This window comes from Scandinavium tedordense (assembly GCF_024764965.1).
GTDB classification, from domain to species: domain Bacteria; phylum Pseudomonadota; class Gammaproteobacteria; order Enterobacterales; family Enterobacteriaceae; genus Scandinavium; species Scandinavium tedordense.
The window spans coordinates 416,437-440,896 of sequence record NZ_JALIGG010000058.1 but is presented as its reverse complement, the minus strand read 5'-3'; the positions used below and the strand labels follow the sequence as shown (position 1 = coordinate 440,896).

21 protein-coding genes are annotated in these 24,460 nt (G+C 55.9%); 10 read left to right on the top strand and 11 right to left on the bottom strand.

The features are described from left to right. Nucleotides 1-113: 113 nt before the first annotated feature. Nucleotides 114-1,271, top strand: coding sequence for an FAD-dependent urate hydroxylase HpxO (hpxO, locus tag MUU46_RS21520; RefSeq protein ID WP_258966648.1), 1,158 nt, complete (start codon nucleotides 114-116; stop codon nucleotides 1,269-1,271). 71 nt (nucleotides 1,272-1,342) lie between these two features. Here hpxO and MUU46_RS21515 read toward each other — a convergent pair whose 3' ends face one another. After that, on the bottom strand, nucleotides 1,343-2,251 hold the full coding sequence (locus tag MUU46_RS21515; RefSeq protein ID WP_258966647.1) for a LysR family transcriptional regulator: 909 nt from the start codon (nucleotides 2,249-2,251) through the stop codon (nucleotides 1,343-1,345). A 181-nt stretch (nucleotides 2,252-2,432) separates the two neighbouring features. Between MUU46_RS21515 and MUU46_RS21510 the strand changes: the two genes are divergently transcribed. Further along, nucleotides 2,433-3,218, top strand: coding sequence for an SDR family NAD(P)-dependent oxidoreductase (locus tag MUU46_RS21510; protein ID WP_258966646.1), 786 nt, complete (start codon nucleotides 2,433-2,435; stop codon nucleotides 3,216-3,218). Between the two features lie 93 nt (nucleotides 3,219-3,311). Here the strand turns inward: MUU46_RS21510 and MUU46_RS21505 are convergent, their stop codons facing one another. The 3 genes from MUU46_RS21505 to MUU46_RS21495 all read right to left on the bottom strand — a co-directional run bounded on the left by MUU46_RS21505 (nucleotide 3,312) and on the right by MUU46_RS21495 (nucleotide 7,147). Then, nucleotides 3,312-4,967, bottom strand: a complete 1,656-nt coding sequence (locus tag MUU46_RS21505; protein ID WP_159759018.1) for a glucan biosynthesis protein D — start codon at nucleotides 4,965-4,967, stop codon at nucleotides 3,312-3,314. 224 nt (nucleotides 4,968-5,191) lie between these two features. Beyond that, complete coding sequence (locus MUU46_RS21500; RefSeq protein ID WP_159759016.1) at nucleotides 5,192-5,965, bottom strand: ABC transporter substrate-binding protein; 774 nt, start codon at nucleotides 5,963-5,965, stop codon at nucleotides 5,192-5,194. 12 nt (nucleotides 5,966-5,977) lie between these two features. Then, complete coding sequence (locus tag MUU46_RS21495) at nucleotides 5,978-7,147, bottom strand: pyridoxal phosphate-dependent aminotransferase (RefSeq protein WP_258966645.1); 1,170 nt, start codon at nucleotides 7,145-7,147, stop codon at nucleotides 5,978-5,980. A 148-nt stretch (nucleotides 7,148-7,295) separates the two neighbouring features. On the opposite strand from MUU46_RS21495, the gene MUU46_RS21490 reads away from it, so the two are divergent. Both MUU46_RS21490 and MUU46_RS21485 read left to right on the top strand, forming a co-directional pair. Continuing rightward, the gene (locus tag MUU46_RS21490; protein ID WP_258966644.1) at nucleotides 7,296-8,906 is read left to right on the top strand and encodes an FAD-NAD(P)-binding protein; all 1,611 of its coding nucleotides are present in this window, start codon (nucleotides 7,296-7,298) and stop codon (nucleotides 8,904-8,906) included. A 46-nt stretch (nucleotides 8,907-8,952) separates the two neighbouring features. Then, complete coding sequence (locus MUU46_RS21485) at nucleotides 8,953-9,849, top strand: LysR family transcriptional regulator (RefSeq protein ID WP_159759010.1); 897 nt, start codon at nucleotides 8,953-8,955, stop codon at nucleotides 9,847-9,849. On the opposite strand, the gene MUU46_RS21480 is transcribed toward MUU46_RS21485, so the two are convergent. Together MUU46_RS21480 and hglS are read right to left on the bottom strand one after the other, a co-directional pair. Then, entirely contained in the window at nucleotides 9,788-11,296 is a 1,509-nt protein-coding gene (locus tag MUU46_RS21480) for a carboxylesterase/lipase family protein (protein ID WP_258966643.1), read from the bottom strand. The two genes, MUU46_RS21485 and MUU46_RS21480, sit on opposite strands and share 62 nt — an antisense overlap. Nucleotides 11,297-11,372: 76 nt before the next feature. Next, nucleotides 11,373-12,716, bottom strand: a complete 1,344-nt coding sequence (hglS, locus tag MUU46_RS21475; protein WP_258966642.1) for a 2-oxoadipate dioxygenase/decarboxylase HglS — start codon at nucleotides 12,714-12,716, stop codon at nucleotides 11,373-11,375. Between the two features lie 239 nt (nucleotides 12,717-12,955). Between hglS and pcaH the strand changes: the two genes are divergently transcribed. The 3 genes from pcaH (at nucleotide 12,956) to MUU46_RS21460 (ending at nucleotide 15,402) form a co-directional block, all read left to right on the top strand. Beyond that, complete coding sequence (pcaH, locus tag MUU46_RS21470) at nucleotides 12,956-13,696, top strand: protocatechuate 3,4-dioxygenase subunit beta (RefSeq protein WP_258966641.1); 741 nt, start codon at nucleotides 12,956-12,958, stop codon at nucleotides 13,694-13,696. Continuing rightward, the gene (gene pcaG, locus MUU46_RS21465) at nucleotides 13,693-14,313 is read left to right on the top strand and encodes a protocatechuate 3,4-dioxygenase subunit alpha (RefSeq protein WP_159759002.1); all 621 of its coding nucleotides are present in this window, start codon (nucleotides 13,693-13,695) and stop codon (nucleotides 14,311-14,313) included. The genes pcaH and pcaG overlap by 4 nt, the downstream gene beginning before the upstream one ends. 162 nt (nucleotides 14,314-14,475) lie before the next feature. Further along, nucleotides 14,476-15,402: a LysR substrate-binding domain-containing protein gene (locus MUU46_RS21460; RefSeq protein WP_159759000.1), complete on the top strand. Its 927-nt coding sequence runs from the start codon at nucleotides 14,476-14,478 to the stop codon at nucleotides 15,400-15,402. A 91-nt stretch (nucleotides 15,403-15,493) separates the two neighbouring features. Here the strand turns inward: MUU46_RS21460 and cybB are convergent, their stop codons facing one another. Beyond that, nucleotides 15,494-16,021, bottom strand: a complete 528-nt coding sequence (gene cybB / locus MUU46_RS21455) for a cytochrome b561 (protein WP_159758998.1) — start codon at nucleotides 16,019-16,021, stop codon at nucleotides 15,494-15,496. A 192-nt stretch (nucleotides 16,022-16,213) separates the two neighbouring features. Between cybB and gap the strand changes: the two genes are divergently transcribed. After that, nucleotides 16,214-17,215, top strand: coding sequence for a type I glyceraldehyde-3-phosphate dehydrogenase (gene gap / locus MUU46_RS21450; protein WP_258966640.1), 1,002 nt, complete (start codon nucleotides 16,214-16,216; stop codon nucleotides 17,213-17,215). Nucleotides 17,216-17,359: 144 nt separating this feature from the next. Beyond that, nucleotides 17,360-18,250, top strand: a complete 891-nt coding sequence (locus MUU46_RS21445) for an alpha/beta hydrolase (protein WP_374685031.1) — start codon at nucleotides 17,360-17,362, stop codon at nucleotides 18,248-18,250. Nucleotides 18,251-18,287: 37 nt separating this feature from the next. On the opposite strand, the gene MUU46_RS21440 is transcribed toward MUU46_RS21445, so the two are convergent. From MUU46_RS21440 to MUU46_RS21425, 4 genes are all read right to left on the bottom strand, one after another. After that, on the bottom strand, nucleotides 18,288-19,442 hold the full coding sequence (locus tag MUU46_RS21440) for an acyltransferase family protein (protein ID WP_258966638.1): 1,155 nt from the start codon (nucleotides 19,440-19,442) through the stop codon (nucleotides 18,288-18,290). A gap of 130 nt (nucleotides 19,443-19,572) precedes the next feature. Next, complete coding sequence (locus MUU46_RS21435) at nucleotides 19,573-19,989, bottom strand: GFA family protein (protein ID WP_258966637.1); 417 nt, start codon at nucleotides 19,987-19,989, stop codon at nucleotides 19,573-19,575. Between the two features lie 115 nt (nucleotides 19,990-20,104). Then, nucleotides 20,105-21,544, bottom strand: coding sequence for an aldehyde dehydrogenase (gene aldA, locus MUU46_RS21430; RefSeq protein WP_258966636.1), 1,440 nt, complete (start codon nucleotides 21,542-21,544; stop codon nucleotides 20,105-20,107). A gap of 209 nt (nucleotides 21,545-21,753) precedes the next feature. Next, the gene (locus MUU46_RS21425; RefSeq protein ID WP_309582950.1) at nucleotides 21,754-22,551 is read right to left on the bottom strand and encodes a YdcF family protein; all 798 of its coding nucleotides are present in this window, start codon (nucleotides 22,549-22,551) and stop codon (nucleotides 21,754-21,756) included. Between the two features lie 243 nt (nucleotides 22,552-22,794). On the opposite strand from MUU46_RS21425, the gene MUU46_RS21420 reads away from it, so the two are divergent. After that, nucleotides 22,795-24,447 (top strand): MFS transporter, encoded by a 1,653-nt coding sequence (locus tag MUU46_RS21420; RefSeq protein ID WP_374685023.1) that lies wholly within the window; start codon nucleotides 22,795-22,797, stop codon nucleotides 24,445-24,447. The last annotated feature ends 13 nt before the right edge of the window (nucleotides 24,448-24,460 follow it).

The following is a 24,460-nucleotide window of genomic DNA, read 5'->3' as shown; positions in this document are numbered from 1 at the left end:
ACAAATGTGCGCCATGGCGGGGCAACGTGCGCAAAAACCCACGGCTGACGCGGCACGCCTGACTGGCACGTCTCTTGCTTTATTCATTTGTAACCCAAAGGAGAGACAACAAGATGAAAGCAATCGTGATTGGTGGTGGCATTGGTGGCCTCTCTGCGGCCATCGCCCTGAAGCAGTGCGGCATTGCAACCGAGGTTTATGAAGCTGTTAAACAGATTAAACCGGTTGGCGCCGCCATTTCAATCTGGCCAAACGGCGTTAAATGTTTGAATTGGCTGGGTATGAAAGAGCAGCTGCGAAAATTAGGGGGGCCATTGGAGTATATGTCCTATCGCGATTTCCGCCATAACCAGACCATGACGCGTTTCAGCCTCGACCCGCTGGTACAAAGCGTCGGCGAACGCCCGTGGCCAGTGGCCCGCGCCGGATTGCAGGACATGCTGCTCGACACCTACGGACGCGACGACGTGCAGTTCGGCAAACGCGTCGTCAGCGTCGAATCCTTCGCAGACGGCGTTCGCGCCACGTTTGAAGATGGACACACCGCCGAAGCCGACCTGCTGATCGCCGCCGATGGCGCGCATTCGGCCATCCGCTCATGGGTGATTGGCTATCAGACGGAACGCCGCTACGCCGGTTACGTCAACTGGAACGGTCTGGTCACCATCGATGACTCCCTCGCGCCCGCCAACCAGTGGACGACCTGGGTGGGCGAAGGCAAACGCGTGTCGTTGATGCCAGTCGCCGGGAATCGCTTCTACTTCTTCTTCGACGTGCCGCTGCCAACCGGACTGGCGGAAAACCGGGATACCGCCCGCGCAGATTTACAGCGCTATTTCAGCGGCTGGGCTGACCCGGTGCAACAGCTGATTGCGCAGATTGATCCGCAGACCATCAACCGCATTGAAATTCACGACATCGAACCGCTGGAAACTCTGGTTCGCGGCCGCGTGGCGTTGCTCGGCGATGCCGGACACAGCACCACACCGGATATCGGTCAGGGCGGGTGCGCGGCGATGGAAGACGCGGTAGTACTGGCGATGACTCTGCAAACGCATTCGCTCGGGATTGAAGACGCCCTGCTGCGCTACCAGGAAAAACGCGCCTGGCGGGTGAAGGATTTGGTTCTCAAAGCACGTAAACGCTGCGACGTCACCCACGGCAAAGATATGCAGGAAACCAAAGCCTGGTACGCCGATTTGTACCAGGAAACCGGCGACCGCATTTTGGCAGGAATGCGCGAAACAATTATCGGCGGCCCATTGGGTTGAGAATACCAGATCCTGTAGGCCCGCAAAAAAGAAGTGCCGCCGGGCTCCCGGTGGCGCTGCGCTTACCAGAACTACGCTTCTCTGATGAAATCGATAAACGCACGCAGCGGGGGCGGCAGCAGTTTACGCCCGGAATAGTACAGAAACGGCCCGGCGAAAGGTTGCCACCAGGTTTTGAGTACAGGCTCCAGCTCGCCGCTGTCGAGATATGGCTGCAGCCATCCTTCGAACAGATGGATAACGCCGACCCCTTCCCGCGCCAGGCTAACGCCTAAATCCGCCCCCGTGCCGCCGCTGTAAATTAGTGGGCCTTGTGGCTCTATGTGACAAACCTCATCCCCACGCTGAAAGCTCCAGCGCTCGAGATTCCCTTTGGCAAAGCGCCCACGGATGCACGGCATTTTCAGCAGATCGCCCGGGTGCTGCGGTAGGCCATACTTTTCCAGGAGTGCTGGCGTGGCAGCGGTGGCAAATCGCTGTTCGCGCGGCCCAATAGGAATCGCAATCATGTCCTGTTCCAACCGGTCGTCGTAGCGGATCCCCGCATCGCACCCGGCGGCAACAATATCAATCACCCCGGTTTCGGCGATCACCTCTACGCTTATGTCAGGAAAACGGTGCAGAAAACGCGTCAGCAGCGGGGCCAGAAACAGCCGCGTGGCATTGACCGGTACGTTCAGGCGCAAATTTCCGGCAGGTTTATCGCGGGCGGAGTTCACGATTTGCAGCGCCAGTTCCAGTTCGGCAAACGCGGGCGCAACCCGCTCCAACAATATCTGGCCCTGCTCCGTCGGCAAAACGCTGCGGGTGGTGCGATGCAGTAACCGCACCCCCAGATGATTCTCCAGCCGCCGCACCGCGTCGCTCAGGCCCGAAGGGCTTAACTGCAACAGTCTGGCCGCTTCACGAAAACCGCCCGCATGAGCCACGCTGGCGAAGGCTTTCAGGTCACTCAGTTCGTCAGTTGTTCGTTTTGGCATTTTTATATCCGCCTGTTTCGCCATTTCTGGTGCTACAGAATAGCGTAACCCACGTCATTGTGCGCCATGGCGAACGGGCCGTGCGCTCGCTGGGGGATTATCGTTCGCGCAATTACTCACTAAGATGACCGACATCAACTGCAGGCCGGAACCGTTTCGGCGTCAACCAGGAGCACTTTTTATGTCAGATTCAACCCAACGTATCGCCCTCGTCACCGGCGCGACTTCCGGAATTGGCCAGGCCTTCGCTCGTCGGCTGGCGAACAGCGGCTATGACGTGATTGCCGTTGGCAGGCGCCAGGACCGCCTTAACGCTCTGGTCGCTGAATTTCCGGCTGGGAAAATTCGCCCCGTGGTTGCCGATTTAAGCCAGCCCGATGGTCAGAACCGCGTGGCGGAACTGTGCCGTCAGGAACCGCTGACGCTGCTCATCAACAATGCAGGCGTGGCGCATTATATGGCCTTCATCGCGCTGCCGGTGGAAAAAGCCAGCGAGTTGTTGCAGGTAAAAGTGGTCGCACCGACGCTGCTTGCCCACGCTGCCGCACCAGGCATGGTAGCTCGGCAAAACGGCACTATCATTAATGTCGCCGGGATGCTGGGCTTTGGTGCAACCGCCCCGCTCGGACAGGCCGCGGGCCGTGCGACCTACGTTGCCGCCCTGTCCCATCTGGTGTCGCTGTCGCTGGCATTGAATGAGGAACTGAAGCCTGCGGGACTGAATGTGCAGATACTGTGTCCGGGGGTGGTTGCGACCGAGTTTCACGAGCGTCAGGGAATGGATTTAAGCGCATTGCCACGCATGAGCGCCGAAGAGGTGGTTACCGCCAGTTTACGTTCGCTGGAAATCGGAGAAGTGATTTGCGCGCCGGGCGTGGAAGATGTGACGCTGTTGGGTCGGGCATTGAACGCTAATTTGCAGGCGTTTAACGGACAATCGCCGAAACTGGCGACGCGTTATCAGTAAAAGTGTATAGCCCGGCGGCATTGCCATTTACCGGGCCTACGACGTTTCAATCATAGGCCCGATAAGCGTTAACGCCTCCGGGCCTGACACGCTTTATTTCATTACGCGGTCATCAACGTAATTACGTTTATCCGCTGCCGGTGGGAAATACTGGTAGAGCCATGTTTCGCTTACCGCATCACCCTGACAGCGCAGGAACATGCGCATTTCAACCGGGTCGGTAGAGTCGTTGGTCGGATACCAGTCAAACAGGATCCGGTAGCCGTCGAACGGTTCGACGTACAGGATTTCTACCTGCTTCGCTTCGCCATTCGAAAGCGTGATAACCGGCTCGATGCCTTTCGGCGCCGCGGCTTTCAGGTCACCACCCACAAAATCGATAGCGAAACGACGCGCCCATTTCTCAGGGTAATGCTCACCCGGCGCCCATCCTTCCGGGAAACCACCCATGCCGGTGCGGGTTGCCATCACGCGCGCTAGCGGGGAACGTACCGGCGGCTGTGCAGCCCAGTACAGGCGATATTTGAAGTCCAGCTCATCGCCCGCCTTCACCGCTTTCTTCGGCTGCCAGAAGCAGACGATGTTATCCAGCGTTTCACCGGTCGTCGGGATCTCCATCAGTGATACCGCCCCTTCGCCCCACTGGTTACGCGGCTCGACCCACAGGCTTGGGCGTTTGTCGTACCAGCCCATTACGTCCTGATAGTGTGAGAAATCGCGGTCAAGCTGCAGCAGACCAAATCCGCGTGGGTTTTTGTCCTGGAACGCATTGAACTGCAGTTTCTGTGGGTTGTTCAGCGGGCGACAAACCCACTCGCCGTTGCCACGCCACATCGCCAGGCGATCGGAGTCGTGGATTTGCGGGTGAATGGTGTCGCAGGTGCGGCGTTCGTTGTTGCCGCAGCTGAACATGCTGGTCATCGGCGCAATGCCGAGCTGTTTGATGTCTTTGCGCGCAAAGATGTGGTTTTCCACATCCATGATCACCTGCGTTTCCTGGCAGTTGACGGTGAACTTGTAGGCACCGGTGACGCTTGGGCTATCGAGCAGCGCATAAACGGTGAATACCGTGGCGCCCGGTTTGACGGTTTCAAACCAGAACGAGGTGAAGTCCGGGAACTCTTCCGGCGTGTCGGTGAAAGTATCCACCGCCAGGCCTCGGGCGGACAAACCGTACTGATAAGTGCTGTCAACCGCACGGAAGTAGCTCGCGCCGAGGAACGACACGATATCGCGGCGCGCCAGCTCAGGCGCTTTAAAGGTGCGGAAACCGGCGAAGCCGAGATCGGTCTGCCCTTCCAGCTGTTTGGTGTCGACGCCCGCGTCGTTGTATTTGAACAGCTCCGGGCGGAAGTGAATTTCACGCGCCTGCTGTGAAGCCGTATCGAGAGAGAACATGCGCACGCGGCGGCGGAAACCCATCCCGACGTGGAAGAACTGGATATCCAGTTTGCGGTCTTCGATGTTATTCCACAGCGACTGAGAGGCGTCGTACTGAATGCTGTTGTAAGCCTGCGGCGTCAGCTCTGCCAGGGTTTTCGGCAGATCTTTCGGTGCGCCGCCCCACGACTGGCTCGCCAGATCGCGCGCCATGGATTGCAGAACGGAGTAGTCAAAGCGGCGGGTTTGTCCATCGGCAATCGACGAGTCGTCAGCCAGTGCCGCTTTGGAGAATAGTGAGGCGATTCCAGTTGTAGCGCTCACCGCGGCTACAGCCATTGAAGATTTTATAAAGTGTCTGCGGTTCATGCCTGAGTCAGCGTCCTTCTGTGATAATCGACTTCGCTAAGAATCGCCCACTCTAGACAAAAAACGCTGATAATCCAATTACTGGCGGTACAAAATGCGCCTAAACCGGGAAATAAATAATTGCGATCGGAAGACCCTGAATCGTGCTGTAAATTTTGGTCAATCCTTAAAAAGCCAAAGCTCCAGGAGCGATAACGCTGCTGGAGCCTTATAAGTGGGGTCTTTTACTTAACGCTAACGTCTATGCCGGGGAAATATTTTGCTGCGAGTTTGGTAATCGTGCCGTCGGCGCGCACTTTATCAATTGCCGCATCCAGCTGTTTCTTCTCCGCGGCATCGCCTTTACGCAAGCCAAAACCAATGCCGCTGCCCAGAATGGTGTCATCCGCTACCGGTTTGCCGATAAAGCCGAAACCTTTGCCCTGCGGCTTGCTGAGGAATCCGGCCTGCCCGGCGGCAGACATCACCAACGAGGCGTCGATACGACCGTTGAGCAAATCGGCCCACGCCATATTCTGATCTTTGTAGGATACCACTGTCACGCCGTGCTTTTCCCAATGCTCTTTGGCGTAGGTTTCCTGGATAGAGCCCTGTAATACGCCGATAGTTTTACCATTCAGGCCGTCCGGCGTGGCCTGCATCCCGCTCCCTTCTTTGCCGACTAACTGCGATGGAATGCGGTAAATCGGCTGGGTGAAATCGATACTTTTGCGGCGCTGCTCGGTGATGTTCATCGCCGAGTTAATGGCGTCAAATTTCTTGGCCACCAGCCCTGGGATCAGCGAATCAAACGAGCTTTCCACCCAACTGCATTTCAGCTCTGCCGCTTTACAGATGGCATTACCCAAATCGATATCAAAACCCTGCAGTTCGCCTGTAGCATTCCGGCTTTCAAACGGCGGATATTCCGCTTCCACGCCGAAACGCAGCTCGCCTGCCGCAAAGGAAGAGACCGAACAAAACAGGCCCATGCCCACAATCAGTGCTTTCAGTTTCATCGCCAACGCCCCTTAACGTGATTTAACCTGACACAGGGCCGCAGCGCCTGCCCGTAATGTAGCCTCATCTTTAGCAAAAGATAGGCGAATCAGTTTGTTATCTGTTCCATCGGTGTAAAACGCCGACAGCGGAATGGTCGCCACGCCATGATCAACAATCAGGCGTTTCACTATTTCACTGTCGCTTTCATCACTGAAATGGCTGTAATCGGCTAACAGGAAGAACGAGCCCTGGCTGGGCAGCAGCTTAAACGGCGACTCCGCCAGCAGGGTTTGCAACAGGTCGCGCTTGCGCTGATAAAATGCTGACAGCGACAGCCAGGTTTGCGGATCATTCATATGTTCCGCGAATGCATACTGCATTGGAGTATCGGCGGAGAACATCAAAAACTGATGCACTTTGCAGATTTCATCCATTATTTCCGCCGGAGCCACGCAGTAACCCACGCGCCAGCCGGTGACGTGATAAGTCTTGCCGAACGATGAAATAATCACGCTGCGTTCAGCCAGCTGCGGGTGTGTCGCCATACCGTGATGCGGCTGACCGTCGAACACCACGTGCTCATACACCTCGTCAGACAGGACAACAATATCGGTGTTGCGGGTCAACGCCGCAAGCTGTTGTAAATCGTTGGCATCAAACACTTTCCCGCTAGGGTTATGCGGCGTGTTGATGATGATCATCCGCGTACGTGGCGTGATTGCCGCGCGCACTTCGTCCCAGTTGACGGTGAAATCCGGGACCGTCAGCTTGATAGCCACCGGCGTGGCGCCCTGCAAACGGACAATCGGCGCATAGCTATCGAATGACGGCTCAAAATAAATGACTTCATCGCCCGGATGAACCAACCCGCTGATTGCGGAATAAAGACCTTCGCTGGCGCTGGCGGTGATCAGCACTTCGCTGTCAACGTCGTATTGGGTGCCGTACAAATCAGCAATTTTCTCCGCGACGCGTGTTTTCAACGCACGCAGCCCGGTCATTGGCGCATACTGGTTATGCCCCTCTTCCATCGCGCGCGTAACGCCCTGCACCAGTCGCGTATCGCAGGCAAAATTTGGTGCGCCCTGGGATAGATTAATGGCGTTATGCTGAGAAGAAAGCTGGCCAATCACGGTAAAGATGGTGGTGCCCACATCGGGCAGCTTGGTACGGGTTTTCACCGGAGAACGCAGAGTCATTGCCAATCCTTTCTCAGTAAATGTGCATAACTATTCAATACAAAGCCTCGGAAGCCGACAATCGAATTGTTGTCATAGTAGCCATGAGAAAATTGCATAGCTGGCATCTGAGTCTAGACTTACAGCAGTCAAATTCAGGTGAGCAACAATGAAACGAATCGCGATAGTCGGCAGTGGCCCAACCGGCATTTACACCTTTTACTCGATACTGAAGAACCCGACCCCGGTCGCCATTACGCTGTATGAACGCGCCGACGAAGCGGGCGTCGGAATGCCTTATGCTGATGAAGACAACTCCCGACTGATGCTGGCGAATATTGCCAGCATTGAAATTCCGCCGATATTTAGCCGCTATCTGGAATGGCTCAAAAGCCAGAGCCCGGCGCATCTGGCACGCTATGGCGTGGCGGTCGACACCCTGCACGAGCGCCAGTTTCTGCCGCGCATTTTGCTTGGGGAATACTATCGCGACCAGTTTCTGCAGTTAGTGGACCAGGCAAAAAACCAGGGCTTTGAGATTACGGTGCATGAATCCTGCGAAGTCACGGACCTCAAGGTTACGGACGATGGCGTCGCCCTGTGGGCTGAAGGCGAAGCGGTATCTGAACTCTTTGATTTAGCGGTGATCGCCACCGGGCACGTCTGGCCGGACGACGACACGGCGACGCGCTCTTATTTCCCCAGCCCGTGGTCCGGCTTGATTGAAGCTCACATCGATGCGGGCAGAATCGGCATTATGGGTGCCTCGTTAAGCGCCATCGACGCCGCGATGGCTGTCGTCGTGCAACACGGCACCTTCACCGAATCTGATAATCAACCGGCGCAATTTACGCTCGACGACGGCAGCGAGGCGTTGCAGATTACGCTGTTGTCCCGCTCCGGGATTTTGCCCGAAGCCGACTTTTACTGTCCTATCCCCTATGAGCCGCTCGCCGTAGTAACAGAATCAGCGCTACAGCAGGAAATCGCCGCCGGAAGTGAGGGATTACTGGACCGCGTATTTGCGCTTATCGTGAAGGAACTTGAATGTGCTGACCCGAAGTGGAGCGCGAAAATCGCCCTTCACTCGCTGAATGCCGACACCTTCTCCAGGGCCTGGTTTGCCGACCGTCATCAGCACGGGCCGTTTCACTGGGCGGAGGCGAATTTGCAGGAAGTCGAACGTAATAAACGAGAAAAACACACCGTGCCCTGGCGCTACACCATTCTGAGACTTCACGAGCCGGTGGAAGATATCGTGCCGTCGCTGACTGACGCTGACCGGGAACGCTTTAAGCACGGGCTGTCAAAGGTGTTTATCGATAACTACACCGCGATTCCGCCGCAATCAATTCGTCGGCTGCTGGCCCTGCGCGAAGCCGGGATCCTGAGCCTGCACGCCCTCGGCGAGGATTACACCATGACCGTGAAAGACAACGGTACCGTTATTTCGGGTCAAGGTGATACTTACGAATTCGATACCTTTATTGATGCCCGAGGGCAGAAATCGATGAAGATAAAAGATTTGCCGTTTCCCTCTTTACGCCAGCAACTTCAGACCACCGGAGAGGATTTCCCCGACGTCGCCGATGATTACACCTTGCTGGAGCCGCCTTGCATGCGCGGGCGTATCGCCTTTGGCGCCCTGCCGTATTTGATGCATGACAGACCGTTTGTACAAGGCCTGACGGTCAGTGCGGAAATCGGAAAAAACATCGCCAGTGCGGTGTCGAAACCAGCCGATCGTTGCCGCAGGCGATTGCCGTTTATCGAGCTGTAGCGCTATGTCATACTCGCCATGAATAAATTGCATAGCTGGAGCCAGCATGTCACGTAGCCAGTTGCCCCTGAACACCATCGAAACCTTCCTGGTGACCGCACGTCATCTCAACCTGACGCACGCGGCGAAAGAGCTGTGTCTGACTCAGGGCGCGGTGAGTCGTAAGATTGCCACTCTGGAAGCCTGGTTTGGTTTTCCGCTGTTTGAGCGGCTGGCGCGCGGCCTGCGTTTATCGCCTCAGGGCAGCGCGCTCTATCCGGAGTTAATGACCTCGTTTAACCAGATGGTGATGGTCGCAGAACAGGCACGTCAACAGCAGACCGTGGTGCGCCTGAAGGCACCGACCTGCGCCATGCGCTGGCTGGTGCCAAGGCTGGTGGAAATCGAACAGCGTTTCCCCGACATGCAGATTGCGCTCACCACCACCACTGAACATTCGGTGAATTTCAAAACCGAACCCTTTGATGCGGCGATTGTTTTTGGCACCCATATGAATGCAGGCGATTTATTGTTTGAGGAGTCGCTGACGCCGGTGGTCAGCCATCGGCTGGCAGATAATACGCAGTTTTCAGGCATGACATTTTTGCATCCCACTCGCGATAAAACCGACTGGTCATTGTGGCTGGCGCAGCTGCCCGTGCCGTTAACGGCAGCGATGCAAAAGAATCAGCATTTCGACACCATGGACCTGGCGATCACCGCCGCAATCCAGGGATTTGGCGTGGCAATTGCCGACGAAACACTGGTGGAAGAGGATTTGCTCAGCGGACGGCTGGTGCGGCCCTACGCGCTAAGCGTCAGGACCGGGGCCAGCTACCGGTTGGTGGTGCGAGAAGTCTCCGCCAAAGCCATCGGGCTGACCCAGTTCCGTAGCGGGCTGCTTAATCCAGCGTCACGTGATGACGCATCACTCGCCGAAACAGCGCCAGACGCGCACGCATAAAACGGTTTTCCACTTTGAACCCGGCCAGTTTGTTCAGCCCGATTCTCAACAGACGGTCACGCCCTTTGATTGATGCAGGCCAGCGCACCGGACCGTGCAGCGTGTCACTCACCACGCTCGCATTGCGGGCAAAATTCACCCAATAATCGGCCACCTGTGCAGAAAATGCCACATCCCGCTCGTTGACGTAATTACGCGATGGCTCTGCCAGAGTTAACGTGTCGAACACATACGGCACTTCGTTGCCGTGCCACGCCCCGTTTTTATAGGTGTGATGCTCCGCCTCCGCCACATAATCGAACCAGTAACGCCAACACGGCTGCCCGACGCGCTGTTGTGCCTGCATCACCACATATCCGAGCGTGGTAAACGCCATATCGCGACACACCTGGCGGCCCAGTTCGGTATCGCCCTTCACACCCGGATACAGCAGCTTAATCAGCCCCAGTCCTAAGCGACGTTCCTGACGAAGTTTCTGGATTTGCCCTGCGAGATCCACGCCAAACACCGCCATCACACTGGCTTCATCGCTGTTCGAGCCCACCATAATCGGCACCGGGTGCTGACGCGCAGTGAAGAACATCTCCAGCATCGACTGCGGCAAAACCACATCGCCGTACACCGGGACCGGCCCCGGTTTTAGCCTGCCTTCCAGCGGCCAGAACGCCTCTGGCGGAATCGCACGCAGCTGCTCCGCGCTGGCATTCTCCAGGCCGAAATGGGCAGCGACGGCTTCACCCTGGGCCATCGCTTTATCATGCGGCGTGTCTGGCAGCGTATACCCACTCTGAATAATCGCTTTATGAAACAATCCCTTGGCTTTCGGGGAAGCCAAAAGCGACAGCACGCTGCGCGCTCCGGCTGACCCCCCAAATAACGTGACGTTGTCACTATCACCACCAAAGGCCGCAATATTTTCTTGCACCCATTTCAGCGCTGCAATTTGATCTAACAGACTGAAATTGCAGATCCGTTCGCCCTCTTCTCCGTCCAGCGCCGGATGCGCAAAACAGCCCAGATGCCCGAGCCGATAGTTAACGGTGACCACCACTACGTCGCGCTTCGCCAGCGCGTGTCCGTCATATGGCGGTAAACTGCCCGCGCCAATGGTAAACCCGCCGCCGTGCAGCCAGACCATCACCGGCAATGGTTTCGCCGGTGACACTGGCGCCCAGACGTTGAGAAAAAGGCAATCTTCGGAGAAACGACCGGGGTCACCGCCGCCCAGTTCGCGGCAATATTCAATATTTTGCCAACTGGCAGGTGAAAATGTCTGCGCTTCCCGCACACCGTGCCACGAAGTAACAGGCTGGGGAGAACGCCAGCGCAACGGACCAACAGGAGGTGCCGCAAACGGAATACCGCGCCAGATGTGGATATCGTTGTCGGTCAGCCCCAGCAGGGAGCCCTGCCGGGTGTGCACCAGCGGCGTGGAGGGATTATGCATCGCGTACTTCCTTAATCAGCAATGCACCCAGTTTATGCGGGTTTTAGCCTGATTCGCAACGCCGCGAGTGTGTGGTTTACAACAACCCGCAGCGCCGCTTACTGCGGTCTTCGGCTTCCTGATAGAGCTGGAACTCGTCGAGCACCTGGCAACCGAGCGCGGCTTCAAACGCGGCTTTGCTGGCGTTGCCGTGGCTTCGGGCCTGTGTTTCATTCCCGAGATTGGACTGGAAAATACCCGCGGCGCTCACTGGCAGGAAATCTTCGTAAGTGATGGGCTGCGCCACTAGCCAACCGCGTTCGATCAGGGGCTGCGGGTCGTCGCCGGGACGAAATGCGTGGCGATGTGATTCCCCGGTCGGCGTCAGCCGATAGCGGAAATAGGCCAGTTCCTGACGGCGCAGGAACATTTCGCTGTCCGGGAACGCTTTGAACATCTCCGATAAATGCTGCTGATGGCTGAGATTGTCTTTGCCGGTTCCGGCTTCTGTAAGCAATGTGTCGTACAGCGCGCGTCCTTTCGGGGTCAGCGCCACGCCGCGTTGTTCGATTTCACCGAAACGCGCAGTGTGGGTGCCGCGATGTTCTCCGGCGAACAGCACTGGCTCCTCCAGCGCTTTAAAGCTGGTCTGGCGCAGCAAAATCGGCACTTCACGACGCGGTGGCCCTTCAATCAGGACCTTCGGCTCAATGCCATATTCCGGCATCAGCTGTTGCACGCGGTCGATATCGAGCGTGCGCGGCGTGAGGTGATTGATGTGACAGCCGGGGAAGCACACCACGTCGGCAATCAGGCGATGTTCATTGTGCAGCGCGAGGTACGTGTCCTGCTCCACCGTGGCGTGGCTGTGCCAGCGAAAGGTTTCGAGCGCCTCTTTGACGAACTGTTTCGCCTCGGCCGCCGTAAACTGGCCCTGTGCCTCGAAGTGGCTGATTAATTCTCGGCAGCGCGGCGTGAAGATGTCGCGCTTCGTCAAAATTGCTGCGGCTTTGTCGCGTAGCGCAACGTTGTCGATGAGCTCAAGGCGTAGCAGCGAAGTAAATACGCGAAAAGGATTACGTGCCAGCGCGGCGTCTTCCACTGGGCGAAACGCCGTCGAGTGAACCGGAACACCGGCCTGGGAGAGATCGTAATAGCTGACCGGCTTCATTCCCATGATCGCAAACATACGGCGCAAAGTAGCCAGTTCATCAGCTGAACCTACGCGAATCGCACCGTGGCGCTCAACGTTGAGTCGCGCCAGTTCGTCGGCGTTCGCCAACTGCTCATGTAAATGTGGATTATGTTCCAGCACCGCCAGATTTACATCCGCCACAAGTTCCAGCAACGTGCCGTACTGTGGAACTTCCTGCTGGTACATCGCTGACATTGCCTGCGAAAAGTTTTCCCGAATCTCATCAGCCGTGATGGTGTTCGCCATGATGTCATGTCTCCAGTGAATATTACCTGGAGTGTACATAAGCCATTTGCCGCCGGGAGGAAGAATTTACGAATTGTGATCGCGGATAACCTCTGGCTTTACGCCCTGCTCTTATGCGGTTTATAACCTGGCGTTATGTAAAATACCGTATAAATTCACTTTAAATTAACAATATGATTACACACACTCCGAATGACGATATCACAACAATAAAGAAGTCCTCTGACCCGGAGCACCCTATGACAGAAAAATGGACACCACGCGAAGTGGTGCATCGTGATTACAATAATCACCCGCCTGCCTTTGCACCCGGCTATAAAACCAGCGTACTGCGTTCGCCGCGCAATGCGCTGATCTCCCTGCAAAACTCGCTATCGGAAATCACCGGCCCGATATTTAGCAGTGACGATCTTGGCCCGCAGGATAACGACCTTATCCTTAACTACGCCAAAGATGGGCTGCCGATTGGCGAACGTATTATCGTCCACGGATACGTGCGCGACGGCTTTGGTCGTCCGATCAAAAACACCCTGGTCGAAGTGTGGCAAGCCAATGCGGGCGGCCGTTACCGGCATAAGAAAGATCAGTATCTGGCCCCCGTTGACCCGAACTTTGGCGGCTGTGGCCGCGTGCTAACCGACGAAAACGGCTATTACTTCTTCCGTACTATTAAGCCCGGCCCGTACCCGTGGCGTAATCAAGCCAGTGACTGGCGCCCTTCGCACATCCACTTTTCACTGTCCGGCGAAGCCTTCGCCCAGCGACTGATTACACAGATGTATTTCGAGGGTGACCCGCTTATCAAACAGTGTCCGATTGTGAAGACCATCAATAATGATGATGCCATTCGTACCCTGATCGCCGAACTCGACACACACGCCGCCGTACCGCTGGACTGCCTGGCCTATCGCTTCGATTTAGTGCTGCGCGGCAGTCGCGCCACGCTGTTTGAAAACCGCACTCAGGGAGCCGCGCGATGAAAGACTATTTAGCTGAAACAGCGTCGCAAACCGCCGGGCCATACGTGCACATCGGTCTGGCACCAGACGCCGCCGGTTTTCATATCTTCGAGAAAAATTTCGGCCCGGTTCTGACGAACAGCCACACCGAAGGCGAGCGCATTACCATTGAAGGCCGCGTGTTCGACGGGTCCGGCACGCCGGTGCGTGATGTCCTGCTGGAAATCTGGCAGGCCAACGCCGCAGGGCGTTATAACCACCCTGCCGATCAACAACAGGAAAAGCCCCTCGATAATGATTTTCGCGGTTGGGGGCGCGGCTGCTCTGATTTCGACTCCGGCGTCTGGCGCTTTGAAACCATCAAACCCGGGGCGGTCGTTGGCCGTGACGGTCGCCTGATGGCTCCTCACGTAAATCTGTGGATTGTCGCCCGTGGGATCAACATCGGCCTGAACACCCGGATGTATTTCTCCGACGAGCAGGATGCCAATCAGCGCGACCCGGTACTGAACCTGATTGAATGGGAAGTCCGTCGCAAGACGCTGATAGGCCAGCGCGAACAGCGCGGCGGCGAGGTTGTTTACCGCTTTGATATTCACCTCCAGGGTGAAGCTGAAACGGTTTTCTTCGATCTCTAAGCGCAAATCAGCCCGGCAAAACAAGATGCCGGGCTTTTTTCGGCTATTCCATAACCACATGTAACACAATCAGCCATTATGTTAATTATATTTTGCTAGCAAGTTATCAAATTCAAACAAGTTACCTTGATACCCGCCCCGCACTCTCTTTAACATCCGGTTATGGAAAAAAATGGTCTCTTCAGTCAGCGCATTCGTTTGCGCCACTTGCATACGTTTGTCGCCGTCGCTCAACAAGGTACGTTGGGCCGTGCAGCGGAAACGCTTAACCTCAGTCAGCCCGCGCTGTCGAAAACACTCAACGAACTGGAACAGCTTACCGGTACGCGTCTTTTTAACCGCGGTCGTATGGGCGCGCAGCTAACGCTGGTCGGGGAACAGTTTCTGACTCACGCGGTAAAAGTGCTTGATGCGTTGAATACTGCCGGTCAGGCACTGAACCGCAAAGAGGGGATCGGTAGCGACGTGGTGCGTATCGGTGCTCTGCCGACCGCCGCGCTGGGTATTCTTCCGGCGGTGATTGGAGAATTCCACAAGCAGCAAAAAGACATTACGCTGCAGGTGGCCACCATGAATAACACCATGCTGCTGGCAGGACTGAAATCCGCTGAAATCGATTTAGGCATTGGCCGCATGTCGGACCCGGACCTGATGAGCGGTCTGAACTACGAGTTGCTGTTCCTGGAATCGCTGAAACTGGTGGTGCGTCCGAATCACCCGCTGTTGCAGGAAACAATCACCCTGAGCAAAGTGATGGAGTGGCCTGTCGTCGTGTCGCCCAAAGGCACGGTGCCACGGCAAAACGCCGAGGCGCTGGTACTGAGCCAGGGCTGTAAAATTCCGTCCGGCTGTATTGAAACGCTGTCGGCATCGCTGTCGCGCCAGCTAACGGTGGATTTTGACTACGTGTGGTTTGTACCTTCCGGCGCGGTGAAAGATGATTTACGTCATGGCACACTGGTTGCGCTGCCGGTGCCAACGCAGGGTACAGGCGAACCGATTGGAATATTGACCCGGGTGGATTCACCGCTATCGACCGGCGCCCAGACGCTCTTGAGCGCCATTCGTAAATCCATGCCGGGGCATTAATACGCTGCCCGGCGGCACTTCGTTTGCACGGACCTACGGGGATACGGAGAAAGGTAGGCCGGGTAAACGCAGCGCCACCCGGCACATCATGTCACTTCTTACGCGGCATCATGCGCAGTAGCGTGTTGTCCTTCCAGAAATAATGATGCACCAGCGCCGCCAGCGCGTGCAGACCTATCACGTAATAGCCGAAATTCGCCAGCCACACGTGGTATTCCTTCAGGTTATCGACCAGATCAAAATTCGCTTCTGCGGCGTGCGGCATGGTGATGCCAAACGCAATCCACGGATTGCCGCGGTTGTACATCATCACCAGCCCGATAATCGGCAGAATAATGAACAGCAGATAAATAACCAGATGACCCAGGTGCGCCATTCCGGTCATCCAAGGTTTTGGTTTCGGCACAATCGGCGGTGCTTTATGCTTCAAACGCACCAGCAGTCGCGCCACCATTAACACCAGAATCGAAATCCCGCAGGAGACATGCACCATATTGAAGTACGGACGAGAAGTGCGTGGAAAGAAGCCGCGCAGCTCCATCGCGCAGTACGCACCAATCACCAGCAGAAACACCAGCCAGTGGATGCCAATTTGCAGGCTCGAGTATTTATCTCGCATCGTTATGATTCCCGAAAAACTGTGAGAGAGCTAACATAGCGGCCCCACTTAAAAAATTCATTAACTTTTCTGGATAGATTTTCAAACCGTTAGCGCCGCCTGCACGTTGTTCAGTTGCCCAAATGGACCGGCTGGTCTAAGCCTGGAGGAGTTTTACTCGCATCGTGAGATAACCCTCGAAGGAGAAGGTCAATGAGCAAAATAGGCATTAATGGTTTTGGACGCATTGGACGCCTGGTGTTACGCCGCATGCTGGAAGTGAAAAGCGCACAGGAAGTGGTAGCAATTAACGATCTGACGTCGCCGCACGTGCTGGCGTATCTGTTGAAACACGACTCTAACTACGGCCCGTTCCCGTGGAGTGTCGATCACACCGACGACGCGCTAATTGTCGACGGTAAAAAAATCGCCGTCTACGCCGAGAAAGACGCCAAAAATATTCCCTGGAAATCAGCGGGCGTTGAATACGTCGTCGAATGTACCGGTTTCTATACCGCCACCGATAAAGCACAGGCGCACATTCAAGCAGGTGCAAAAAAGGTGCTAATTTCCGCCCCGGCCGGCGACATGAAAACCATCGTTTTTAACGTCAACAACGATACGCTGGACAGCAACGACACCATTATTTCCGTGGCGTCCTGTACCACCAACTGCCTCGCGCCAATGGCGAAAGCACTGCACGACACGTTTGAAATCAAAGTCGGCACCATGACCACCATTCACGCCTACACCGGCACCCAGGCACTGGTTGATGGCCCGCGTGGCAAAGATTTACGCGCCTCACGTGCCGCCGCAGAAAACATCATTCCACACACCACCGGAGCGGCTAAGGCTATCGGGCTGGTTATCCCCGAACTCAAAGGGAAACTCAAAGGCCATGCACAGCGCGTCCCGGTAAAAACCGGTTCCGTCACCGAACTGGTGTCGATTCTGGGTAAAAACGTCACCGAAGATGAAGTGAACGCGGCGCTGAAAAAAGCCACCAACGACAATGAATCGTTCGGCTATACCGATGAAGAAATTGTTTCCTCCGATGTCATCGGCAGCCACTTTGGCTCGGTGTTCGACGCCACTCAGACCGAAATCACTGAAGTCGGCGATGTGCAGCTGGTGAAAACCGTCTCCTGGTACGATAACGAATATGGATTCGTCACCCAGCTTATACGCGTCCTGGAAAAATTCGTTAAGCTATAAACCCTACGGCGGATGGCACGCCCATCCGCCTCACACATTTACCCCCTTCGCCCTGACCTCTTTCCCACCCTGTGCTAAAACGTTGTTTTACCCTAAGCGAGAGTGGACATGACGACATTCAATCCGGATGAACTGCTGCAATTGATGGCAGAAGCCTCACGCAAGGCCGCCAATTTTCCCGTTTGGCCGCAGGGAGATGCGCCCGGCGCGCATCAGAGCGCTGTTCAGTTCGTGCTCGAAGAGCAACATACTGGCCCATCAGCCTGGGACCGCTCGGTTACCGGCGTACGCGCCCCGCAGATAACGGTGTATGCTCCGGCGGAACCGAACGGCGTTGGGATCCTGGTCACGCCGGGCGGATCTTATCGACGCGTGGTATTAGATAAAGAAGGCAGCGCGCTGGCGCCGTTTTTCAACGCGCGCGGCTATACGCTGTTTGTGATGACCTATCGCCTGCCGGGCGACGGTCATGCGGAAGGTGCCAACGCGCCGCTGGCAGACGTGCAGCGCGCGATGCGGGTGCTGCGGGCCAATGCGCATCGCTGGCAGCTGGATGCCGATAAGCTCGGAGTGATGGGTTTTTCTGCCGGAGGTCATGCCGCCGCCAGTCTCGGCACCCGTTACGATGAAACAGTGTACGAACCGGAAGATGAGGTTGACGCCCTTTCCGCTCGCCCGGCGTTTATGGCGCTGGTGTATCCGGTTATCACCATGGTGGCAGATATTGATCATCCCGGCTCGCGTGAAGAATTAATTGGCAATAGCCCCGACGAACAGCAAATCCGACATTATTCCCTCGAACAACGCGCCAGCACGCAAACAACGCCGACGTTTCTGCTGCATGCGGTAGACGACCCGTCGGTCAAAGTGGAAAACAGCGTGGTGATGTTCAGCGCCCTGCGCCGACTCGGTGTGCCGGTGGAAATGCATCTGTTCGAGCAAGGGAAACACGGGTTCGGCATTCGTGACGCCCAGGGCCTGCCGGTGTCGGTCTGGCCCGAACTGATGATGGCCTGGATAGAAACGAAGGTGTAATTTTCAGGGCATGAGTATCGCCTCATGCCCTGTTATTTCACGGCAGATTAATCGCTTTTTCGTTAGCAGCCTTGTTCTGGATGATCCGCTTTCCGAGCGTAATCCCGCGCATTTCAACCTTACGGTGTAAAAGCGTGGCCAACAAATAGACCACTGGCATACAAATGCCCACCGTTAACAGGTAACGCGCGCCGCTGGAATGGTTCGCAATATGGAAATGATTGAGCAGCAACGCAATTACCGGCATCACAATCAATAAGTGCAATAAATAGACAGAATACGACACGTCGCCGAGCCAGGTGAATATCCGGTGGCTGAGCAGCATACGCGGCAATGCAAAGAGACGCTGGAGCAAACCGGGCTGCTGCCAGGACCACAGCACGCCGGTCATGCCGAGGATCATCAGCGCTTCCACCCCCACCTGGACGTCATCCATGCGGATATTGAGCAGGTCGCTGACTACCGGCGCCAGCAGGGCCAGCACCACGAACAGCACCCGACGTCGACGTACCGCCTCGGCCATAAACATCCCAGCGATAAACATGTGCAGCTTAATCAGGATCATCGACGGCATCGGGAACGCATCGTACATTTCTGGCAGCAAATAACGCCCGAGCACATCCAGCACCATGACAGACACCAGCGTCAGGGCAAATCCCCAGCGCAGCGTCAGCAACATGATGAACGGGAACAGCAGGTAAAACTGCATTTCCAGGCCGAGGCTCCAGTCCGGCAGCGCGGTGTTATAGGCGTACTGTGGCAGGTCGGCAAAAACGAAGGTCAAATGGGCAAGTACGTTAAAAAATGAGAGGTCACTATAGCGGGAGGTTTCAGTGGCGGTAGACGGGAAAACTTCGGCAATGATGTGGCGCACATCGCCCAGATAATGGCCGCCCAGTAATGCGACAAACAGCATCACATAATACAGCGGGGCGATACGAAAATAGCGCCGTAACCAGAAGGTTGTGATGGTTTGCCAGCGATCCCACGGTTCCTTGTCCTGACGCTCAATATAGTTTTTGGTCATCAGATAACCGGACAACAAAATAAACAAATCAACGCCTAATTTAGGCACCGCAATGATTGGGATTTTGCAGTTAACCAGCAGTGCAATATGCCCCAGAAAAACCCACAGAGACGCGACACCGCGCAGTCCCTCCAGTTCCGGAGACCAGTTTTTCGTCGTTGCCATAATTACCCCTTTAAAAGCGGGATGATAACAACTTACGCGTTGGGCTAATTCCGAATGCCCGCCCCGGCTACGACTTTCAGAATAAGGCCAGCGGAACAGACCGCACGCGGTCGCTCCGCCTGAAATCCATTTAGCTTTTGGACGTCGGGGTAAACGTCAGGATCCCCGCCACGCCGCCCCCACCATCGGAGGGATGATGTATCCCGTTCGACACCGTCACGTCGGTAAAATCAAACGGCGAAACGCCTTCAATACAGGCCACGTTCACTCCGTACTGTTGTGGATCCGAGCGTCGTTGATGGAAGGTGTAAATGCCGCACACCGCACAAAAATAGTGCACTGCGGTGCCGGTATTAAAGCGGTACTCCGTCAGCTTGTCTTTCCCTTCCGTCACCTGAATGCCGGATAACGGTGCCGACACCACGACCGCGCCGCGCATTCGACAAAACGAACAGTTACAGCGCCTGATGGTGTTAAACCCGTCCAACAGGTCAACTGTAAATATCACTGCACCACAGTGACATTGCGCATTCAATTTCTCTGACACAGACACCTCACTGCCAAGGAATAGAGTGAAAAGATGTAGCACAGAAGCCATTGTGCTGCCCAGCAGCATCCATAAAAAAGGGCCCATCTCCGGGCCCATATTCTCGTATTCGCGATTAAGACTGCAGATATACCACTTGAGTTTGCAGATATTCTTCCAGCCCGTGACGCCCGTCTGCGCCGCCAATCCCGGATTTACGCCAGCCCGCGTGGAAGCCCTGCATCGCTTCAAAGTTTTCGCGGTTGATGTAGGTTTCGCCGAATTTAAGTCCTTTAATCGCTTTCATCGCTTTGTTTAAATCTTGGGTGTAGACCGATGACGTCAGACCAAATTCACTGTCGTTGGCCATTTTCAGCGCCTCTTCCAGCGTATCGAATGCCAATACTGGCAGCACCGGGCCGAAGGTTTCTTCATGCATGATGGTCATATCCTGACGCACGTCGAGCAGCAGCGTCGGCGGGTAGAAATACCCCTTTCCTTCCACCGCTTTTCCGCCGATCGCCACTTTCGCGCCCTGTTCAACCGCTTTCGCAACTTTCTGCTCCACGCGTTCCAGCGCGGCGGCGTTGATCAACGGCCCCATCGCAATATCGGTGCGCTGTGCCGGGTCGCCAAACTGCACTGCTTTCATCGCTTCGCCCAGACGGTTAACGAAACGGTCGTAAATGCCTTTCTGCACGTACACGCGCTCGGCACAGTTACAGACCTGCCCGGTATTAATGACGCGGGAATCAACAATCGCTTTCACTGCCAACTCCATATCGGCATCGTCCAGCACAATTGCCGGGGCTTTACCGCCCAGTTCCAGACACACTTTGGTGATATTTTTCGCCGCGGCGGTCATGATTTTTTCACCCGCGCCGACGCTGCCAGTCATGCTAACCATCGCCACTTTCGGATTGCCCGCCAGCTCCTGACCGACGGTTTCACCGCGTCCCAGGACCAGGTTAAAGACGCCTTTTGGCAGACCAATCTCATGGACGATTTTTGCAAACGCAATGGCGTTGTTCGGGGTAAATTCGCTCGGCTTGATAACAATGGTGTTGCCGGTGATCAGCGCCGGAGCCAGCTTGCGGGCAATCAGGAAGAACGGGAAGTTCCACGGCAGAATGCCGGTGGTGACGCCCAGCGCGCGTTTGAACACGAAGATGTTTTCGCCCGGACGGTCGCTTTGCAGAATTTCACCTTCGTAACGGCGCGCCCACTCTGACATGTACTCGAGATAGTCAGCGGTGAATGCCACTTCGACATCCGCCAGCTGCTGAATTTTGCCGCCTTCCGCGACAATCAGCGCGCTGATTTCTTCGGCATGTTCGCGAATGCCCGCTGCAATTTTACGCAGCCAACCCGCACGCTGAATCGCCGGGAGCGCTTCCCAGGCAGGCTGTGCCCGTTCGGCAGCGTCGATGGCCTGCTGCGCTTCTTTTGCGGAACCGTCAGGAATGCGCGAAATCAGCGCCTCGGTTGCGGGATTGACCACATCAATCCAGGCGTCGCCCTGCCAGGACACAAACTGACCGTCGATATACATAGGGTGTTGTACGGGTGCTGTCATGTGCTGCTCCTGTGAATGCATCGTTTTTAACAAGTGAATATATTGTTAAATATCGGGAATTCACAGTACAAATCCCAACCCTATGATCCTGTTTTTGTGAGACATCTCATAAAAGTAAGCCAATGAACGCGATTCAGCGTCAACAACTCGATAACAACGAATGCCCGTTTGCGGATATTTTGTCGCAAACGGGCATTAACGGGAGGGAATTACAGCAGAGAACGGCTCGACAACGCCTCGCGAAGCAGCGCGTCTTCACGCAGAACGCGCCATGCCTCCAGCACGTCGTCAGGCATATCGACGTGCGCGATAAAACCTTTTCCGCGCGGCCCATAGCCGTTTCCATCATCCTGAATACGCGGCAGTTCGCCCAGCAATAAGGAAAGATACCGTTCAACGGGCCAGACGTTATGCGCTTCCTCGACGAAGGTCAGGCCATGATTCCCGTTACGCAGCACCGGTAAATAACCCGGATAGCTGCGCCACTGTGGAGCATGCGCATCGTCCTGCCAGACGTGTGCGAACGTCGCCATAGTGCGGCGCTGCATGGTCGGGTCCTGCACCACAATCCCGGAATGACAGCGGATCCCACGCTCTTCCATTATGTCACGCGTGAAACGGGCATTCTCCCCGCAGTTAGTGGAGCGCGGTTCCACCACAATGCGCTCCTGCGGAATATTCCAGTACTGATGCGCAATTTCCGCGAGAATTGTCGCTTCGGCACATCCGGTGGTGCGCAGAGCGTTGTAACGCGGGTGACGGGCCACGGCGGCATACAAGAAAGTGGTGGAATGGCCGATGCCTCCGCTGATCAACAACGTGCGGTTTTCTGCCGCCAGACGGCAGGCGGCGTCAATGGTCGGCATCACCGCATTGCCCGCCAGCACGACCAGATCGGCATCGACATTGACCGGTGGCGTGGGAAAATCATTCTGCGCCAGCCATTCACCTACGCGGTTGGCGGCTTGCAAAGTCGTTTCGTTCAGATGTGGAAAGGTGGTCAGCATAATACTCCCTACTTTCGTGAGTCGTACCACAGGGTAACGTCCTGCGCGGAGGATGACAGGAGATCACTCCGAAAGCGAGTTATCGCCCTTTTACCCGCGTAGTTAATAGGGACTTTAATTCAGCATAATTTTGTTACATCATGGATATATTCACTTGAATAATGTTTTGTAACAGCACTACAATCATTAGCCCGCTAACGATTAACATACAGACAACATTTCCTGCACCGTCAAAAGGACAAGATGCGCCTGCCGAAACGCGATCCCTACGCGCCACACGATTGGGCGCCGCACGAAAAACCCACCCTGCTCGGCTCGCCCTCCACGCCGGAACACCCCACATCAAAGCGCATCGCTTATGGGATCGTGGGCCTGCTGGTTTGCCTGACCGGAGCGCTCGGTAACGCCGTCGTCACCGCCAATCTGCAAAATTTGCAGGGCACGTTTGCCGCCTGGTCGACGGAGATTGCGTGGCTGCCTGCCGTGTACGTGATGACCAACGTTTCCATCAACCTGCTGCTGGTGAAATTCCGTCAGCAGTTTGGGCTGCGGGCCTTCACCGAAGGTTTTTTGGTGCTGTACGTGCTTGTCACCTTCTTCCACCTGTTCGTCAACGATCTCAGCAGTGCCCTGATGGTGCGCGCCGCACACGGCATGGTGGCTGCAGCGCTCAGTTCGCTGGGCATTTATTATCAGATTCAGGCCTGGCCCGCGCGCCATCGCCTGAAGGGTCTGACGATTGGCATCACCGGCTCCTCGCTCGCCATTCCCCTCGCCCGACTATTTTCTACCGAACTGCTGCAACTGGACGAGTGGCGCGGCCTGTACTTCTTTGAACTCGGGCTGGCGCTGATTTGTCTCGCCTGCGTGATTGCGTTGAAACTGCCGCCGAGCGATCGCAAAAAAGTGTTCGAGAAAAAAGACTTCGTCACTTTTTTCTTGCTCGCTCCAGGCATGGCGCTACTGTGCGCGGTGCTGTCGCTCGGCAGGCTCGACTGGTGGTTTGAAGCGCCGTGGATTGGCTGGTCTTTAGCGCTGGCGACGGTACTTATCATCAGTGCGATGCTTTTTGAACATAACCGCAGCAATCCGCTGCTCAATACCCGCTGGTTGTCGAGCGGCAGCATCGTGCGGCTGGGTCTGATCATGCTGCTGATCCGCATCGTGCTGGCGGAGCAGAACACCGGAGTGATGGGCTGGTTGCAATATGTAGGCCTGCAAAACGAGCAGATGATCCCCCTCGCGTGGTCGATTTTTGCTGGGATTGCCTGCGGGATCGTCGCCAGCTGTTTAACCCTCAAACCACAGCGGCTGGCGTGGCCGATTGTCACGTCGCTGGCGCTGATGATTGTTGCCTCGTTGATGGACAGTCAGTCCAGCAGCCTGACGCGCCCTGACCAGCTCATGGTCAGCCAATTTTTACTCGGCTTCGCCAGCGCCTTTTTTATCGCACCTTCAATGCTGGCCGGGATCGGTGGAGTGATTGCCGACCCGCGCAATCTGGTCAGCTTTTCGGTGCTGTTCGGCATGAGCCAAAACATTGGCGGCCTGCTCGGGTCCGCAATTCTCGGCACCTTCCAGATTTGGCGTGAAAAATTCCATTCTGCGATGATTGCCGAACAGCTCACCACCCTCAGCCCGCTGGTGAACGACCGTATTCAGCAATATACCCAACTGTTCCAAAGCCAAATTGGCGACAGCACCTTACTGGGTGTGCAGGCCCTGACGCAGCTGCAAACGATCGGCACGCTGGAGGCCAATATTCTGGCGTACAACGATACCTATCTGCTGACCGCCGCCATTGCGGGGGCCACGCTGGTGTGGATTTTATGGCGTCTGTTGCGCCTGCGCATTACTGCGCATCTGGCACTGAAAAAGGCGACAGGAAACAAATGAATATCTTCGATGT

What these genes read in the sequence shown, in the direction of transcription:
- MUU46_RS21460 (WP_159759000.1), top strand. Translation starts at nt 14,476, where the DNA reads ATGGAAAAAAATGGTCTCTTCAGTCAGCGCATTCGTTTGCGCCACTTG.
- MUU46_RS21495 (WP_258966645.1), bottom strand. Translation starts at nt 7,147, where the DNA reads ATGACTCTGCGTTCTCCGGTGAAAACCCGTACCAAGCTGCCCGATGTG.
- pcaG (WP_159759002.1), top strand. Translation starts at nt 13,693, where the DNA reads ATGAAAGACTATTTAGCTGAAACAGCGTCGCAAACCGCCGGGCCATAC.
- cybB (WP_159758998.1), bottom strand. Translation starts at nt 16,021, where the DNA reads ATGCGAGATAAATACTCGAGCCTGCAAATTGGCATCCACTGGCTGGTG.
- MUU46_RS21505 (WP_159759018.1), bottom strand. Translation starts at nt 4,967, where the DNA reads ATGAACCGCAGACACTTTATAAAATCTTCAATGGCTGTAGCCGCGGTG.
- MUU46_RS21425 (WP_309582950.1), bottom strand. Translation starts at nt 22,551, where the DNA reads ATGCTGACCACCTTTCCACATCTGAACGAAACGACTTTGCAAGCCGCC.
- MUU46_RS21485 (WP_159759010.1), top strand. Translation starts at nt 8,953, where the DNA reads ATGTCACGTAGCCAGTTGCCCCTGAACACCATCGAAACCTTCCTGGTG.
- MUU46_RS21445 (WP_374685031.1), top strand. Translation starts at nt 17,360, where the DNA reads ATGGCAGAAGCCTCACGCAAGGCCGCCAATTTTCCCGTTTGGCCGCAG.
- hpxO (WP_258966648.1), top strand. Translation starts at nt 114, where the DNA reads ATGAAAGCAATCGTGATTGGTGGTGGCATTGGTGGCCTCTCTGCGGCC.
- MUU46_RS21510 (WP_258966646.1), top strand. Translation starts at nt 2,433, where the DNA reads ATGTCAGATTCAACCCAACGTATCGCCCTCGTCACCGGCGCGACTTCC.
- gap (WP_258966640.1), top strand. Translation starts at nt 16,214, where the DNA reads ATGAGCAAAATAGGCATTAATGGTTTTGGACGCATTGGACGCCTGGTG.
- MUU46_RS21420 (WP_374685023.1), top strand. Translation starts at nt 22,795, where the DNA reads ATGCGCCTGCCGAAACGCGATCCCTACGCGCCACACGATTGGGCGCCG.
- MUU46_RS21480 (WP_258966643.1), bottom strand. Translation starts at nt 11,296, where the DNA reads ATGCATAATCCCTCCACGCCGCTGGTGCACACCCGGCAGGGCTCCCTG.
- aldA (WP_258966636.1), bottom strand. Translation starts at nt 21,544, where the DNA reads ATGACAGCACCCGTACAACACCCTATGTATATCGACGGTCAGTTTGTG.
- MUU46_RS21490 (WP_258966644.1), top strand. Translation starts at nt 7,296, where the DNA reads ATGAAACGAATCGCGATAGTCGGCAGTGGCCCAACCGGCATTTACACC.
- pcaH (WP_258966641.1), top strand. Translation starts at nt 12,956, where the DNA reads ATGACAGAAAAATGGACACCACGCGAAGTGGTGCATCGTGATTACAAT.
- MUU46_RS21500 (WP_159759016.1), bottom strand. Translation starts at nt 5,965, where the DNA reads ATGAAACTGAAAGCACTGATTGTGGGCATGGGCCTGTTTTGTTCGGTC.
- hglS (WP_258966642.1), bottom strand. Translation starts at nt 12,716, where the DNA reads ATGGCGAACACCATCACGGCTGATGAGATTCGGGAAAACTTTTCGCAG.
- MUU46_RS21440 (WP_258966638.1), bottom strand. Translation starts at nt 19,442, where the DNA reads ATGGCAACGACGAAAAACTGGTCTCCGGAACTGGAGGGACTGCGCGGT.
- MUU46_RS21515 (WP_258966647.1), bottom strand. Translation starts at nt 2,251, where the DNA reads ATGCCAAAACGAACAACTGACGAACTGAGTGACCTGAAAGCCTTCGCC.